The organism is Novosphingobium sp. 63-713, from assembly GCF_001898925.1.
Lineage (GTDB): Bacteria > Pseudomonadota > Alphaproteobacteria > Sphingomonadales > Sphingomonadaceae > Novosphingobium.
In genome coordinates this window covers 219,875-235,446 of the sequence record NZ_MKVS01000046.1, presented here as the reverse complement: position 1 = coordinate 235,446, position 15,572 = coordinate 219,875, and the positions used below count along the sequence as shown (strand labels likewise).

14 protein-coding genes are annotated in these 15,572 nt (G+C 63.7%); 8 read left to right on the top strand and 6 right to left on the bottom strand.

Annotated elements, in window-relative coordinates; translation table 11 throughout:
- Positions 1-191: 191 nt before the first annotated feature.
- Complete coding sequence (locus BGP00_RS18450) at positions 192-1,121, bottom strand: SDR family NAD(P)-dependent oxidoreductase (RefSeq protein WP_168605084.1); 930 nt, start codon at positions 1,119-1,121, stop codon at positions 192-194.
- A gap of 89 nt (positions 1,122-1,210) precedes the next feature.
- Here BGP00_RS18450 and BGP00_RS18445 point away from each other — a divergent pair, with 89 nt between their 5' ends.
- Positions 1,211-1,912 carry a nuclear transport factor 2 family protein gene (locus BGP00_RS18445; protein ID WP_168605083.1) on the top strand — a complete coding sequence of 234 codons (702 nt, stop codon included), beginning with the start codon at positions 1,211-1,213 and terminating at the stop codon, positions 1,910-1,912.
- On the opposite strand, the gene BGP00_RS18440 is transcribed toward BGP00_RS18445, so the two are convergent.
- Positions 1,897-2,430 carry a MarR family winged helix-turn-helix transcriptional regulator gene (locus BGP00_RS18440; RefSeq protein WP_292691314.1) on the bottom strand — a complete coding sequence of 178 codons (534 nt, stop codon included), beginning with the start codon at positions 2,428-2,430 and terminating at the stop codon, positions 1,897-1,899. The two genes, BGP00_RS18445 and BGP00_RS18440, sit on opposite strands and share 16 nt — an antisense overlap.
- 203 nt (positions 2,431-2,633) lie before the next feature.
- On the opposite strand from BGP00_RS18440, the gene BGP00_RS18435 reads away from it, so the two are divergent.
- The 4 genes from BGP00_RS18435 to BGP00_RS18420 all read left to right on the top strand — a co-directional run bounded on the left by BGP00_RS18435 (position 2,634) and on the right by BGP00_RS18420 (position 7,541).
- A complete protein-coding gene (locus BGP00_RS18435; protein WP_168605081.1) occupies positions 2,634-5,021 on the top strand; it encodes a TonB-dependent receptor in 2,388 nt (795 codons plus the stop codon).
- Between the two features lie 143 nt (positions 5,022-5,164).
- Positions 5,165-6,742 carry an FAD-binding oxidoreductase gene (locus tag BGP00_RS18430; protein ID WP_168605080.1) on the top strand — a complete coding sequence of 526 codons (1,578 nt, stop codon included), beginning with the start codon at positions 5,165-5,167 and terminating at the stop codon, positions 6,740-6,742.
- Complete coding sequence (locus tag BGP00_RS18425; protein ID WP_292691317.1) at positions 6,739-7,158, top strand: cytochrome c; 420 nt, start codon at positions 6,739-6,741, stop codon at positions 7,156-7,158. Before BGP00_RS18430 ends, BGP00_RS18425 begins: the two co-directional genes overlap by 4 nt.
- Positions 7,158-7,541 (top strand): hypothetical protein, encoded by a 384-nt coding sequence (locus BGP00_RS18420; RefSeq protein ID WP_292691319.1) that lies wholly within the window; start codon positions 7,158-7,160, stop codon positions 7,539-7,541. The genes BGP00_RS18425 and BGP00_RS18420 overlap by 1 nt, the downstream gene beginning before the upstream one ends.
- Here the strand turns inward: BGP00_RS18420 and BGP00_RS18415 are convergent.
- Both BGP00_RS18415 and BGP00_RS18410 read right to left on the bottom strand, forming a co-directional pair.
- On the bottom strand, positions 7,538-7,873 hold the full coding sequence (locus BGP00_RS18415; protein ID WP_168605077.1) for a hypothetical protein: 336 nt from the start codon (positions 7,871-7,873) through the stop codon (positions 7,538-7,540). The genes BGP00_RS18420 and BGP00_RS18415 overlap by 4 nt on opposite strands.
- Positions 7,873-8,877 (bottom strand): nitronate monooxygenase, encoded by a 1,005-nt coding sequence (locus BGP00_RS18410; protein ID WP_168605076.1) that lies wholly within the window; start codon positions 8,875-8,877, stop codon positions 7,873-7,875. The genes BGP00_RS18415 and BGP00_RS18410 overlap by 1 nt, the downstream gene beginning before the upstream one ends.
- Before the next feature lie 195 nt (positions 8,878-9,072).
- On the opposite strand from BGP00_RS18410, the gene katG reads away from it, so the two are divergent.
- Positions 9,073-11,259, top strand: a complete 2,187-nt coding sequence (gene katG / locus BGP00_RS18405) for a catalase/peroxidase HPI (protein WP_292691324.1) — start codon at positions 9,073-9,075, stop codon at positions 11,257-11,259.
- A 204-nt stretch (positions 11,260-11,463) separates the two neighbouring features.
- A complete protein-coding gene (locus BGP00_RS18400) occupies positions 11,464-12,240 on the top strand; it encodes a sulfite exporter TauE/SafE family protein (RefSeq protein ID WP_292691326.1) in 777 nt (258 codons plus the stop codon).
- Between the two features lie 70 nt (positions 12,241-12,310).
- Here the strand turns inward: BGP00_RS18400 and map are convergent, their stop codons facing one another.
- The gene (gene map / locus BGP00_RS18395; protein ID WP_292691328.1) at positions 12,311-13,135 is read right to left on the bottom strand and encodes a type I methionyl aminopeptidase; all 825 of its coding nucleotides are present in this window, start codon (positions 13,133-13,135) and stop codon (positions 12,311-12,313) included.
- A gap of 75 nt (positions 13,136-13,210) precedes the next feature.
- Positions 13,211-14,038 (bottom strand): DUF4163 domain-containing protein, encoded by an 828-nt coding sequence (locus BGP00_RS18390; RefSeq protein ID WP_246870307.1) that lies wholly within the window; start codon positions 14,036-14,038, stop codon positions 13,211-13,213.
- A 110-nt stretch (positions 14,039-14,148) separates the two neighbouring features.
- Between BGP00_RS18390 and BGP00_RS18385 the strand changes: the two genes are divergently transcribed.
- Positions 14,149-15,567: a M17 family metallopeptidase gene (locus BGP00_RS18385; RefSeq protein ID WP_292691329.1), complete on the top strand. Its 1,419-nt coding sequence runs from the start codon at positions 14,149-14,151 to the stop codon at positions 15,565-15,567.
- Positions 15,568-15,572: the final 5 nt, after the last annotated feature.

Below are 15,572 nucleotides of genomic sequence, written 5' to 3'. Positions count from 1 at the left end.
TAAACCCGCAAAAACAGGCCGAAGACAAGACCGCTCCCGATTAACTCAAAACTTCTCACAACCCCTTGACGAGGAGCGCCGTCCAGACAAGGCTTTAAGATATTGCCTGCGGCGCGGAAATCTTAGCGCAACCCCCAAAACGGGATTGCAAAGGGCCCCCGCCCTTTGCCCGCCGGAGACAAACTCCTTTCTTAATTCAAATCCGCAATCGTAATCTCCCGCCCTTCCAACGCCGCCTTGTTCGCCGCCCGCCGCATCCGCTCGACCTCCAGCCGTTCAGGGGGAGCTTCATCCGATGGCAGAGCAGCCAGACTATCCTCATAGATCGCCTTGAAATCCTCGGCGAATTCCGGGTGGGTAAAGATCAGGCCCTTCCCCTCGCTCATGCCGGACAGGATGCGCTGCCCAGCTTCGAGCGGATCCATGCCAGCCGAGAAGACCTTGCCGAAATGTTCGAGCGCGCCGCGGTTCACCTCGCCAAAGCCGCTGTCGGCAAATTCGGCCGGGCGGCGAAAGGCGGAATCCCATGCGTTGGTCGCGACCAGCGCCGGGCAGACCAGCGAACAGCCGATGCCCAGCGGCACAAGATTGTAGCGCAAGCTTTCGGTCAGGCCCCGGACCGCGAATTTGCTGGCGGTGTAGATCCCCGCCTGCGGGCCGGAGAGATAGGCCGCCATGCTGGCGATGTTGACGACATGGCGGCGGCCGGTGGCGCGGCGCAGCGCGGGCAGGAAGGAGACCACGCCGTTGACGACGCCGCCAAAGTTGACCCCCATGATCCAGTCGTAATCGTCATAGGATGCCTCGGCGGTATTGCCGAAGACCGAGACGCCCGCATTGTTGACCACCACATGCACCGCGCCGAAATGCTCTTCGACCTGCGCTGCGGCGCGGGCAAATCCCTCGCGGTCGGTCACGTCGAGGCGCACCCACAATGGCTCCTCCAGACCGTTTTGCGCAAACCATGCTGCGGCTTTGCTGCGGTAATCTTCGTTGCGCCAGGACAGCGCCAGACGCATCCCCGCCAGCGCAAAGGCCCGCGCTATGCCAAAGCCCAGCCCGGATACGCCGCCGCTGATAAAGGCCACGCGCCCTGCCCAGTCTTTCGTTTCCTCGCCCATGCATTTTCCCTCTCGCCAAGAGCGTTATGATTGTTAGTATAGCATACAAATAGCCCCAAGGAATCGGGCTGGCAATATGGGAGAGTGACATGGCTGATACAGACGCCCGTCTGGCCGCGCTGGAGCGGCGCGTGCAGGAGCTGGAGGATATCAACGCGATCCGCCGCCTGCATTGGGCCTATGGTTACTATATCGACTTCAACCGGGCCGAAGATGTCGCCAATCTCTTTGCCGAAGACGGCGAGGTTATCTTTCTTTCGGGGATCTACAAGGGCCGCGAGGGCGCCTATCGTCTTTATGGCACATGGTTCAAATCTTTGTTCCTTGCGCCCGGCGAGGAAGGCCCCGCCTATGGCTTCCTGCTCGACCATTTCCAGATGCAGGACATCATCACCATCGCCCCCGATGGCCAGACCGCCAAGGGCCGCTTCCGCGGCATGCTGTTTGGCGGCAGCCATGAAAGCCGCGAGTTCAAGCCGCAGGGCCTGCCGCTGCAATTCATGGAGGCAGGCATCTATGAGAATGATTACGTTAAGGAAAATGGCGTCTGGAAGATCAAGCGCCTTGATTACATGATGCAGTGGCAGGGCGATTATGAAGCGGGCTGGTCAAAGACCACCGCGCATCTTCAGCCGCTGACCGAATGCTATCCGGCCAACCCCATCGGCCCGGACGAAATCCGCACCGCCGAATTGCGCCAGACATGGCCCCATCGCCATGATGTGCCGATGCATTTTGCCCATCCGCGTTTCGGCGCCCTGCTCGCCGGACAGGTTCAGGAACCGGCCTGATCCTGAGGCTGCGCTGCTTCCCATTCGGCGATGCGGCGCAGAACCAGATCGGTCAAATGCCCCATTTCCCGCCGCTGCCTCACCGTCAGTTTGCCCAGCAGGCTCTCAGCCACGCCGTGCAGCATCGGCTGCATCCGGCGATAGGTCGCCTCGCCATCCTCGGTCAGGCGCACCGGGCGGCGGCGGCGGTTTTCCGGGTCGTTGAAATCCTCCACCCAGCCGCGCGCCTTGCACCCCGCGATTGCCCGGCTGACATTCATCGCAGACATGGCGGTAATATGCACCAGATCATGCCCGGCCAGCGGTCCTTCACCGGCCAGCGCCATCAGCACCTTCACCTCGTTGGTGGAAGCGGCGAAGGGATCGCATACCCCGACCTTCATCGGATCGCCGATCAGGCTGCACAATTTGAGCAGGCTAATCAGCAGGTCGGTCAGGCCATCTTCGGATGCGGCGGCGGCCGGTTCAGAGGAGGCGTCTTCGGGCGGGGAAGCGGGCATGCTGTTACTGCTGTTCATGGTGGTGAAACTAACCACATCCGGGGAGCGAAAGGCAAGTTTTTTCCCCTTTTCACATTAACGAATGTGACCTTTTCGCATCAGTAACCCTATCAAGCAGGCCGCGCCCAAGAAAAACCCCCAAGCCTGCTTGCCAAGTTCAAAATCGTATGTATCACTCACAAACGTCAGGGCTGAAACAGCCCGATATAGGAGAGGGAATCATGGCCAGGACTATTGGCATCTTTACTCGCGCGCGCCTGGTTCAGGCGGTTGCCACCACGGCGATGGCCTGTGCGCTGAGCGCCGCGCCCGCCTTCGCCGCCGAAGCCGCTGACGCTCCGCCCGCCGATGCCGCAGAGCATGGGCTGAAGGAAATCGTGGTGACGGCCCAGTTCCGTTCGCAAAAGCTGCAGGACACACCGCTCTCGATCACGGCGGTCACCTCCGACCTTTTGAAGTCGCGCAACCAGACCGACATCAGCCAGATTGCCGCCCAGGCCCCCAACGTTCAGCTCACGCAAATGGGCGGCGCTTTCGGCTCCTCGATGGCGGCCTATATCCGCGGCGTGGGCCAATATGACTTCAACCCCGCCTATGAACCGGGCGTGGGCATTTATATCGACGATGTTTACTATGCCTCGCTCACCGGCTCGGTGATGGATCTGCTGGACCTCGACCGGGTTGAAGTGCTGCGCGGCCCGCAGGGCACGCTGACGGGGCGCAACTCGATCGGCGGCGCGATCAAGATGTTCTCGACCAAGCCGAGCGCGGAAAATTCGGGCAATATCGAGGCCGCCTATGGCGCGCGCAACCGTCTGGACCTGCGCGGCAGCATGAATTTCGCGCTGACTGACTCGCTGTTCGTGCGCGTTTCGGGCGTTCACAAGCGCCAGGACGGCTATGTGAACATGATCGACTATGGCTGCGCCAATCCCGGCAATTCGCTGGGCATCACGGGCAATCCCAATACCGGCAAGGGCTGTGTGATCGGCAAGCTGGGCGAGAAGAATTACACCGGCGCGCGCGCCTCGATCCGCTACAACCCGAATGACAAGCTCGACTGGATCGTTTCGGGCGATTACACCTACGAAAACCGCAGCAATGCCGCCAGTGTGCTGACCGTGGACAATACGGCCAAGACCGGCGGGGTCGATTTCCGCTGCGGCAATTTCTGCACCTATGCCAATTTCTACATGCCCGCCGGCGGGCAGGCAGGGCAGGCCTATACGATGCCGATGAACACGATGTTCACCGGCTGGGGCGTGTCGAGCAATCTGAAGTACACGCTCAGCGACAATCTCAACCTCCAGTCGATCACCGCCTATCGCAAGTATCACCAGACCTTTGGCACCGACGACGATTTCACCCCCTATGGACCGATCGGCGGGGCCGGTTACAATGACCTGACCTTCCGCTTCTTCAGCCAGGAACTGCGCCTGAACGGCAAGATCGGCAGCCTGGCCGAATGGACCATCGGCGGTTTTTACAATGACCAGACCTCGGTCTATTTCACCCGTCAGGACATTCGCTACATCGTGCCGAACGTGCCCAGCTTCTACCTGCAATTCCAGGGCAACGATCCGGTCAAGGCCAATTCCAAGGCCGGTTTTGCCACGCTGATCCTGCATCCCACCTCCAAACTCAACGTGACGGCGGGCCTGCGCTATACCAGCGAGCACAAGGATTACACCTTTGTCCGCCAGAACTGGTCGGGCGGCGCGCTGGTCGATCCGTTCGGCGTGGGCGCGCTTAATGGCAGCGTGGCCAATTACGACGGCAACAAGCTCGACTGGCGCATTTCGGCCGACTATCGCTTCAGCCCGCAACTGATGGCCTATGCCACGGTCAGCACCGGCTTCAAGGGCGGCGGCGTGACGGCGCGTCCGTTCACCAAGACGCAGGCCACCAACGGCACGTTCCGCCCCGAAACGCTCACTTCTTATGAACTGGGCCTCAAGAGCGACCTGTTCGACCGTCGTCTACGCCTGAACCTGGCCGGTTTCGTCAATGACTACAAGAACATCCAGCTGCCGATCTCGGATTGTTCGCTGCTCGACGGCTTCGCGCCGGGCACCGATCCCTATCCCTGCGCCGCCATTCAGAATGCGGGCGATGGCAAGATGTGGGGTCTTGAAGGCGAACTTTCGGCCACGCCGATTGACGGCCTGAACATCGATGCCACGCTGAGCTGGATCGATGGCGAATGGAACCGGATCAGCGCGCAGGTCACCTCGATCAAACTGTCCGATCCGATCACCTCGCCCAACTGGCGCGGCAGCGCGGGCATTCAGTACACCGCCGATCTGGGCGGCAGCAACGGCACGCTGACCCCGCGTTTCGACCTGGTCTATACCGGCAAGCAGCAGATCGGCCGCCTGACCGTGACCAGCCCGCTGGATTACAACCCTGCCTTTGCGCTCGCCAATGCGCGCCTGACCTGGAAGAACCCCAAGCAGGATCTGGCGATCAGCTTTGAAGTGTCGAACCTGTTTGACAAATACTACTATCTGCCGCTGCGCTTCCAGGCGCTCTATGCCTCGGCAGGCACGGTTTACAGCAATGTGGGCCGTCCGCGTGAATGGGCAATTTCGGTGCGCAAGTCGTTCTGAACTGTGCATTTTTGACCCGACTTTGGGGGGCGGATCGCAAGGTCCGCCCCTTTTTTCTGCGCGTCACTTTCCCGGTTGACAGGCGCGCGCGCGATGCGCATCATCCATAACAATTGTTATAAAAATTGGAGAGGAAAAGGTCCGTGAAACTGACCCTGCCGCCGCGGGTTGGCCCGCAATCCTTTGACGCCGCGCTCAAGGCTTTTGCCGGGGTTGTGGGGGCCGGATGGGTGATGTCATCCGATGCCGACCGCGATGCCTATGCCGATGCCTATGCCCCCGGCTCGCCCGAGCGCTGGCCCGCATCGGCCGCCGTCGCGCCCGCATCGGTCGAGGAAGTGCGCGCCATCGTGCGCATCGCCAATGAATACAAGGTGCCGCTCTGGCCGGTCGCGCGGGGCAAGAACCTTGGCTATGGCACCGCCGCGCCGCGCATGGCGGGCTCTGTGGTGCTGGATCTGGGGCGGATGAACCGCATCCTCGAACTCGATCCAAAGCTGGCCTATGCGGTGGTCGAACCGGGCGTGGGCTTCTTCGACCTGCATGACGAGGTGGAGCGGCAAAAGGCCCCGCTCTGGCTGTCTGTCCCTGGCAATGGCTGGGGCAGCGTGATCGGCAATGCGCTCGAACACGGCATCGGTTATACGCCCTATGGGTTGCACGCGCGCAACCTGTGCGGGATCGAGGCGGTGCTGCCCGACGGCGACCTTTTGCGCACCGGCATGGGCGCGATGAAGGACAATCCGGCCTGGCACCTCTTCCCCATGAATTACGGCCCGACATGGGACTTGGCCTTCAGCCAGTCGAACCTTGGCGTGGTCACCAAGGCGGGCCTGTGGATGCAGCCCGCGCCTGAAACCAGCCTTGAGCTGACCTGGGACATCCCGGAGGAGGAGGACATCGGCTGGGTCATCGACACGGTGACGCCGCTGAAAATCGCGGGCGTGATCGACCAGAACGTGTTCATCCCCAGTTGGCTGGGCAAGATCGTCGTGCTGGGCACGCGCAAGGATTTCTGGGATAAACCCACCGCGATGCCCGAATGGCGCGTCAAGGAATTGCTCAAGCAATATCAGCTTGGCTACTGGCGCGTCTCGATCCGCCTCTATGGCGACGAGAGCGTCAACAAGGCCAAGGCCGAGGTGATCAAGGCCGCCTTCAAGCGCCACCTCGCCGCCCCCGCGATGGAGGTCTGGTGGCGTCAGGGCGATCCCAAGCCGCCGCTCGATCTGGCGCTGGGCACGCCCTCGGCGGTGCCGCTGCAAATGTCGGACTGGGTGGGCGGCCGCGGGGCGCATCTGGGCTTCTCGCCGGTGGTGCCCGCCACGTCCGAACATGTGATGGGCCAGTTGAAGCGCAGCCGCAAGATCATCGCCGATCACGATGTCGACTTCTATGCCAGTTTCACCATTGGCGGGCGTTTTGCCAATAATGTCAATATGTTGATGTATGATCGCGACAATGCGGCGCAGGTCGACAATATGAAAAAACTGTTCAACGCGCTTATCACCGAGACCGCCAAGGCGGGTTACGGCGAATATCGCACCCATCTGGGCTGGATGGACCGGGTGATGGACACGTTCGATTTCAACGACCACGCCCTGCGCCGTTTTGGCGAAAAGGTGAAGGACGCGCTGGACCCCAATGGCATCATTGCGCCGGGCAAACAGGGCATCTGGCCCTCGGCCTATCGCGCCTTGCAGAAGGAGGGCGCGGAATGAGCCGGTTCCTGATCGCCCTCGCGCTGCTCGCTCCGATCCCGGCCATGGCGGCCGCGCCGGGCGGCGTCCCCGAATTGCCGCCCTATCAGATGCGCGCGGCCCAACCTGCGGGCGACCGCCTGCAACCGGGGCGCGACCCCAAGGCGGTGTTTGAGCATTCCTGCGGCTATTGCCATCTGGCGGGCGGCATGGGCACCAATCTGCTGACCAAGCAGATGATGATGATGAAACGCCCGCCCTCCGACGGGCTGCTGGCCAACCGGCGGGATCTGACCGCCGATTATGTCAAGGCGGTGGTGCGCGGCGGCAAGGGGGCGATGCCCGCCCAGACCCGCGTGGACCTCACCGATGCGGAATTGAATGCGGTGGCGGCCTATCTGGCGCAAAAGCCGGGGCCAAAGGGAGGGAAGAAGTGATGCTGCGCCTCTCCCGCCGCCGTCTGTTGCAGGGCGCGGGCGCGGCCGGATTGATCGCGGCGCGGCCCGCGCTGGCCGCCTCCGCCCCTGCCCTGCTGATCTATGACAGCCGCATTCCCGAAAGCGCCGCCTTTGCTGCTGCCTCGCCCAACCCCTCGCGCCATGATCTGGCGCAGGGGCGCATCGACCCGCGCCGGATCACCGCCGTCAGCCGCATGGAGGGCCTGACCCGGCACAGCGATTATGTCGCCCTGTCGCTAGCCCTGCGCCTGCAGGGCATGCGCCGTCAGGATGACCGACGCCTGCCGCCGTCGATTTCCACCCGCGACCACCTGTTCCGCTGGTCGCTGGGCAGGGAGCGGGAAATCACGCTCCGGGGTTAGGCGCCCAGCCGCTGCAACCATGCGGCGGCCTTTTTGGGCTCTCCGACCGCGTCGGACCGCACCGGCCCGCGCGCGGCCAGAAACTCGGCATGGAGCGCAAACGCCTCCATGCCGAGTTTTTCGCGCATACCGTCAATGGTTTCGGCCAGATCGTTCAGCTCGGCCAGCATCGGCGCGGCTTTCGCCCGCGCATGGCGATCCTGTTGATGATCGAACAGGCCCCATTGGCCCGCCGCCGTAACCCGCAGCGCCGCGATCAGCGCCGCGCGATACTCGGCCTCTGCCTCTTCACGCTGGGCCTCCAGCCGCTCCAGACGATCGGCGCGTGCCATCAGCGCTTATTAAGCGCGGCTTCGCATTCCGCGATCAGCGAGGCCATGATATCGGCCACCGGCTCTTCCTTGGTGACCATGCCGACCGACTGCCCCGCCATCAGCGAGCCGTTTTCCACGTCGCCCTCGATCACCGCGCGGCGCAGCGCGCCCGCCCAGTAGCGCTCGATCAGCAATTGCGCGTCATGCATGTCCACCTCGCCCGCATCCAGCTTGGCGGCCACTTCGCGCTGCTTGGCGGTGAATTCCTCGGTGCCCTTGTTCTTCAGCGCGCGCACCGGGATTACCGGCAGGCGCGGATCGACCTGCACGCTGGCAACAGCCTCACGCGCGGCGGCGCGGAAGAAGGCCTTTTTGAAATCGGGATGGGCGATGGACTCGCTCGCCGCAGCAAAGCGGGTGCCCAATTGCACGCCCGCCGCGCCCATTTCCAGATAGGAGGCAATAGCCTCACCGCGCCCAATTCCGCCCGCGACAAAAACAAGATAATCTTCGGCCAGTGCGGGCAGGAACTCCTGGGCCAGCACAGACGTTGATACGGGCCCAATATGACCACCTGCCTCAGACCCTTCGATCACCAAGGCATCCGCGCCAGAGCGAAGAAGCTTCTTGGCCAGCGCCAGCGTCGGGGCAAAGACCAGCACCTTGGCGCCGAAAGCCTTGATCGCCTCGACGCTGCCCTTGGGCGGAATGCCCCCGGCCAGCACGACATGGGTCACGCCATGGCGCGCGCAGACCTCGATCAGTTCGAACAGCTTGGGGTGCATGGTGATCAGATTGACGCCAAAGGGCTTGGAGGTCAGCGCCTTGGTCGCCTCGATTTCAGCATCCAGCAGTTCGGGCGTCATCGCCCCGCAGGCAATCACGCCGAACCCGCCCGCATTGCTGATCGCCGAGACCAAATTGCGTTCCGAAACCCAGCTCATCGCGCCGCACAGGATCGCATATTCACTGCCCAGAAATGCCTTGCCGCGCGCCATCAGGGTTTCGGTCTTGGTGGGCATCGGCAATTCCTCCTGCATCATGGCGCGGCCTGCGCAAAATCTGATGCGCGCCCTTAGGGCCCCCGCGCGGATCAGGCAAGCGGCCTTGCGCACCATAATCGCCAAATTCGATCACTGTAATACAATCATGCAGCTTCACCGATAAGTAAACATGGAATAATTCTTGGCCATCAGGCAAACCAAAGGGGATGCACCATGAACGCTGAATCGAAATGCCCTTTCCACGCAAAAGCCAGCCGCACCGCCGTTGTGGCCGCGCTCACCAATGACATGTGGTGGCCCAACCGGCTGAACCTGAAAGTCCTCTCGCAGCACAGCGAAAAGGTCGCGCCCAAGGGCCGGAACGCCTATGCGCAGGCCTTTGAAGCGCTCGATCTGGCGGCGGTGAAAGCCGATATCTTTGCCCTGATGACCCGGTCGCAGGACTGGTGGCCTGCCGATTACGGCCATTATGGCCCGCTCTTCATCCGCATGGCCTGGCACAGCGCGGGCACCTATCGCACCTTTGACGGGCGCGGCGGCGCCTCGACCGGCAACCAGCGCTTTGCCCCGCTCAACGCATGGCCCGACAATGTGAACCTTGACAAGGCGCGCCTGCTGCTCTGGCCGATCAAGCAGAAATATGGCGAAGCGCTGAGCTGGGCCGATCTGATGATCCTGACCGGCAATTGCGCGCTGGAATCGATGGGTCTGCCCACCGTCGGCTTTGGCGGCGGGCGCGAGGATATCTGGGAGCCGGAAGACGACGTCTATTGGGGCCGTGAGGCCAAGTGGCTGGACGACGAACGCTATAGCGGCGACCGTGAACTGGAAAGCCCGCTGGCCGCGGTGCAGATGGGCCTCATCTACGTGAACCCGGAAGGCCCCAACGGCACACCCGATCCGCTGGCCAGCGCGCGCGACATCCGCGAGACCTTTGCCCGCATGGCGATGGATGACGTGGAAACCGTGGCGCTGATCGCGGGCGGCCACACTTTCGGCAAGGCGCATGGCGCGGGCGATGCCGCTCTGGTCGGCCCCGATCCCGAAGCCGCCGACATCACCGCGCAGGGTCTGGGCTGGATCAGCAGCCATGGCACCGGACGCGGCGCCGACGCCATCACCAGCGGTCTGGAAGGCGCATGGACGCCCAACCCGACCCAATGGGACAATGGCTATTTCGACACGCTTTTCGGCTTTGAATGGGAACTGACCAAGAGCCCCGCCGGGGCCCACCAATGGAAACCCAAGGGCGATGCGGGCGCAGGCACCGTGCCTGATGCCCATGACCCGGCAAAGCGCCACGCCCCGATGATGTTCACCAGCGATATCGCGCTCATTACCGATCCGGCCTATCGCGCCATATCCGAGAATTTCCACCGTAACCCCGACCAGTTAGCCCATGCCTTTGCCGAGGCGTGGTTCAAGCTGACCCACCGCGACATGGGGCCGATCACCCGCTATCGGGGCGCCGAGGTTCCCGCGCAGCCGCGCATCTGGATGGACCCGGTGCCGGCGGTCGATCATCCGCTGGTGGATGCGGGCGATGTGGCGGCGCTCAAGGTCGCGATCCTCGGCTCGGGCCTGTCCATCGGGCGGCTGGTGGCCACGGCATGGGCCTCGGCCAGCACCTATCGCGGGTCGGACCGGCGCGGCGGGGCCAATGGCGCACGCATCGCTCTGGCGCCCCAGCGCGACTGGGCGGTGAACGATCCGGAGGAACTGGCCAAGGCGCTGACGGTTTACGCCGCGATCAAGGCCGGGTTCGACGAGGCCCATGCGCCCAAGAAGGTCAGCCTTGCCGATCTGATCGTGCTGGGCGGCGATGCGGCGGTCGAGGCGGCGGCCAAGGCGGCGGGCGTTACGCTCTCGATCCCCTTCCACCCGGGCCGCACCGACGCCACGGCCGAGCAGACCGATGCCGAGAGCTTCGCCGTGCTGGAGCCGAAGGTCGATGGCTTCCGCAATTTCCGTTCCGGCGAACTCGCGCGCTCGGAAGAGGAACTGTTGGTGGACCGGGCGCAATTGCTCGGCCTGACCGCGCCGGAAATGACCGTGCTGGTGGGTGGCCTGCGCGCGCTGGGCGCCAATAGCGCGGGTTCGAAGCTGGGCGTGTTCACCGACCGCGAGGGCGTGCTTTCCAACGACTTCTTCCGCAACCTGCTGGGGGCCACCACGGCGCTGGTGTGGACGCAGAACGAGGATGGCAGCCTCACCGGCCATGACCGCGCCAGTGGCGAGGCAAAGCTGCATGGCAGCCGTGTCGATCTGATCTTTGGCTCGAACGCGCAATTGCGGGCGCTGGCCGAATATTATGCCACCGATGACGCCCTGCCCCGCTTCGTGGCCGATTTCGCAAAAACATGGACCAAAGTGATGGAAGCCGACCGCTTCGATCTCTGATAGATTTTTATCCAGGGGTTGGCTCCATCCCCTCACGGCCGGCCCCGCGCCCCCTCTTTCGGCACAGCCGGAAGAGGGGTTTTGCATGAAAATCACAATCTCCACCACTTTGATAGAATTTCTTTGCTGCAAGACATGCGCTAATCTGTTTTCCATGCGGCGCAGCGCCAAACCGGGCGCCTTTCAGACAGAAGAGAGCCTTTCGTGTCCCTCAGCCTCGCCTCTTTCAGCCTTGAAGCGCTTCTGCCCTACATCGGCATCGGTTTTGCCGCGCAATTGGTGGATGGCGCGCTGGGCATGGCCTTTGGCGTGATCTCCTCCACACTGCTGGTCAGCGCGATGGGCGTGCCGCCCGCGCGGGCCAGCGCGGGGGTGCATCTGGTCGAATTCTTCACCACGGGCGCCTCGGGGCTCAGCCATATCCTGCATCGCAATGTGGACTGGAAACTTTTCGGGCGGCTTGCCGTGCCGGGGGTGATCGGCGGTGTGGCGGGGGCCACGGTGCTGTCGCATATTGATGCTTCGGTGGCGCGGCCCTTCGTGATGGCCTATCTGGCGCTGATCGGGCTTTACCTGTTCTACAAGGCGTTCCACTACCCCTCGGAAAAGCTGCATGACGAGGCGCGCATCACGATGCCGCTGGGGCTGATCGGCGGCTTTCTCGATGCGTCGGGCGGGGGCGGCTGGGGGCCGGTGGTCACCTCCAACCTGCTGCTGCAGGGCACCGATCCGCGCAAGACCGTGGGCACGGTCAACACCGCCGAATTCGTGCTGACCTTCGCGGTGTCGGCCACTTTCATCTACAATTCGGGCTTTTCGGCCTTCACCACCGTCACCGGCGGCTTGCTCGTGGGCGGGCTGTTGGCCGCGCCCTTTGGCGCATGGTTTGCCAAGCGCATCGCGCCCAAACATCTGCTGATCATGGTCAGCATCGTGCTGATGGCCACCAGTTCCTTTGCGATCTACAAGGCGCTGACCTGATCCTAAGGCATGAAAAAAGGGGCGGCGCCATCCAAGGCACCGCCCCTTTTTATCGTCCGCTGCAAACCGCTCAATAGGGCGGCTTGTGCAAGCCCTTGGGGCTGAGCGTAAAGATTTCGCAGCCATCCTCGGTGATGCCGATCGAATGCTCGAACTGCGCCGAGAGCGAACGGTCGCGCGTCACCGCCGTCCAGCCATCGTCGAGCATCTTGACCCCGGCCTTGCCCAGATTGATCATCGGCTCGATGGTGAAGAACATGCCCGGCTTCAATTCCGGCCCGGTGCCCGGCGTGCCGACATGCACGACCTCGGGCGAATCATGGAACAGGCGGCCCACGCCATGGCCGCAGAAATCGCGCACCACGCCATAGCGGTGCCCCTCGGCATGACGCTGGATCGCATGGCCTATATCGCCAAGGCGCACGCCCGGACGCGCCATCTCCACGCCGATCATCAGGCATTCATAGGTCACATCGACCAGCCGCCGGGCCTTCAACGGCACATCGCCCACCAGATACATCCGGCTGGAATCGCCATGCCAGCCATCGAGCAGCGGGGTCACGTCGATGTTGACGATGTCGCCGTCCTTCAACACCTTGTCGCCCGGAATGCCATGGCAGATCACATGGTTGATCGAGGTGCAGCAGCTATGCGCAAAGCCGCGATAGCCCAGTGTTGCCGGAACAGCCCCGCCATCCAGCGTCATCTGGCGCACGATGTCGTCGATTTCGCCCGTTGTGACGCCCGGCTTGACCACCTCGGTCAGCGCATCAAGGATCTCGGCGGCCAGACGACCGGCGCGGCGCATCCCTTCAAACGCGGCGGGACCATGCAGCTTGATCGTGCCGTCGCGCAGCACGGTGTCGCCATCGGCGACGATCTGATATTGTGTCATGGCCCCCATATAGCAAAGCGCGCGAAAAATGACAGAGGTGTGCTTATTGGGGGTGCGCTTATTGGGGGCGCGGCCTCATTTGCCCGCCGCAAAGGCCGCGCGATATTCCGGGCGCACCGCCGCCATCACCCGCGCATCCACCGGCAGCGTGATCTCATAATCCCCCTCGGCATAGGGCCCGGCCTCATAGGGCCCGACCAGAATGCCGATGCGGTTGAAATGGGCGTGATCGCTGCTGCCCAGAATGACGGTGGAGGCGGCCGGGTCGATGCAATCATTGGGCCATTCGCTTGACCGCACCACCGGTTCGCCGCGCCGCTTGGCCCGCTCCTTATCCAGCAAGGCGCAAAACGGTTCGCGGATTGCCGCCGACAGCGCCGCCTTGCTGGTGAACAGGTCCTCGGCCTTGCGCTGCTGCCCCGCGTCCTTGTCCCACAACAGCGCGGTATAGCCATGGTTGGGATGCGCGCCGCCCGAATCCTCATAGACCGCCGCCGACAGGCTGAGCCAGCCGGGCAGATCGGTCACCACTTTCCATTCCACGCCATTGGCCCATGGGCGAAAGGGGAAATTGTCGGTCTTGGCCTCCTTGGCCGCCGCGCGCGCCTCCTTGGCCAGCCGCGACTGCTGCTTGCCCATATCGGCCTCCAGCCAGCTTTTCAGGCCCGGTATGCCAGCGGCGGCGGCCGGATAGCTGTAGTCGAATTCAAAGAAGTCATTGGCAATCTTGACCTTGCGCGCCTCGCCCGGGGTCGGGCTGGACGCGGCGGCATGGGTGGGCACCGCGCCCGAGGCGGCGCTGGCGCCTTGCGAGGGCGCATCGCCCGCCCCGCCGCAGGCCGCAGAGAAAAGGGCAAGAGACAGGACCGGTCCTGCCGTCACAATCGCCCGAGCCTTCATCATGCCTGCCAACTCCATACCATTCGCGCCCAAGGATAGAGCGCCCCCGCCCCCATGCAAGCTGGATGATTATCTGGATTGAAGCGCCCCCCCGCCTGGGTCCATAAGGGGCCATGTCCAAGACCCACAGCACCGCCGCCGACCCTTCCCTGCCGGATCTGGTCCAGCCCGACCGTCGGCAGGCCGCAACGCCGATCCATCTGGTGGACAAGGCTTCCTATGAGGAATGGCTCAAAGGCCGAACGCCGGCGCAGCGCGCCGCTCTGGCCGGGCAGAAGTTCAAGGGCGAGGCGGGCAGCCATGCGATCATCCCCGATGGCGACGGCTTTGCCGTGGCGGCGGGCGTGGCGCGCCTCGATGTGCTGGGCAGTTGGTGCCTTGGTAAATTGGGCGATGTTCTGCCGGGCGGTTTCTATCGCCTTGTGCCTGCCGGTCCGTGCAGCGCCGGGGCAGCCTTCATCGGCTGGGCGCTGGGGCAATATCGCTATGATCGCTATCGTCAGGATGGCAATGGCGAAGCGCCGCGCGTCCTGCTGACCGGCGAGGTCAAGGCCATCGCGCCCGCTCTGGCCGAGGCCGGGGCGGTGGCGCTGGTGCGCGATCTGGTCAACACGCCCGCCGAACATCTGGGCCCGGCCGAACTGGAGCATGAGGCCGAATTGCTGGCCAAGGCCCATCGCGCCACGCTCCGCGTCACGCGCGGCGAGGCGCTGGAGCATGATTTTCCGATGGTCCATATGGTGGGCCGCGCCGCCGCGCGATCCCACGCGCCGCGCATGATCGAGATCGAATGGGGCGATGAAAAGGCCCCTCGCCTCGCCATTGTCGGCAAGGGCGTGTGTTTCGATTCGGGCGGACTGGATATCAAGCCGTCCTCGGCCATGCTGATTATGAAGAAGGATATGGGCGGGGCGGCCCATGCCCTCGCGCTGGCGCGGCTGGTGATGGAGGCCGGGTTGAAGGTGCGGCTGCACCTGCTGATCCCGGCGGTGGAGAATGCGGTGTCGGGCGGGTCTTTCCGCCCCGGCGATGTGCTGCGCAGCCGGGCAGGGATCTCGGTCGAAATCGGCAATACCGATGCCGAAGGGCGCCTGATCCTTGGCGACGCGCTGACGCGGGCCAGCGAGGGCAAGCCGGACCTGATCCTCGATTTCGCCACGCTGACGGGGGCGGCGCGGGTGGCGCTGGGGCCGGACCTGCCCGCGATGTTTGCGAGGACCGACGGTACGGCGCAGGCTCTGCTCGATGCCGGACTGGCCTGCGACGATCCGGTCTGGCGGCTGCCTTTGTATGACGGCTATCGCGAATGGCTGAAATCCGACATTGCCGACATGAACAACGCCCCCGCCGGCGGCTTTGCCGGGGCCAGCGTGGCCGCGCTGTTCCTCGACCGTTTCGTGGGTGAAGGCATCGACTGGGCCCATTTCGACACTTTCGCATGGCGCCCCACCGCCAAGCCCGGACGCCCCAAGGGCGGCGATGCACTGGGCCTGCGCGCGGCATGGGCAATGGTGAAGGCCCGGTTTGGGTGAATTTT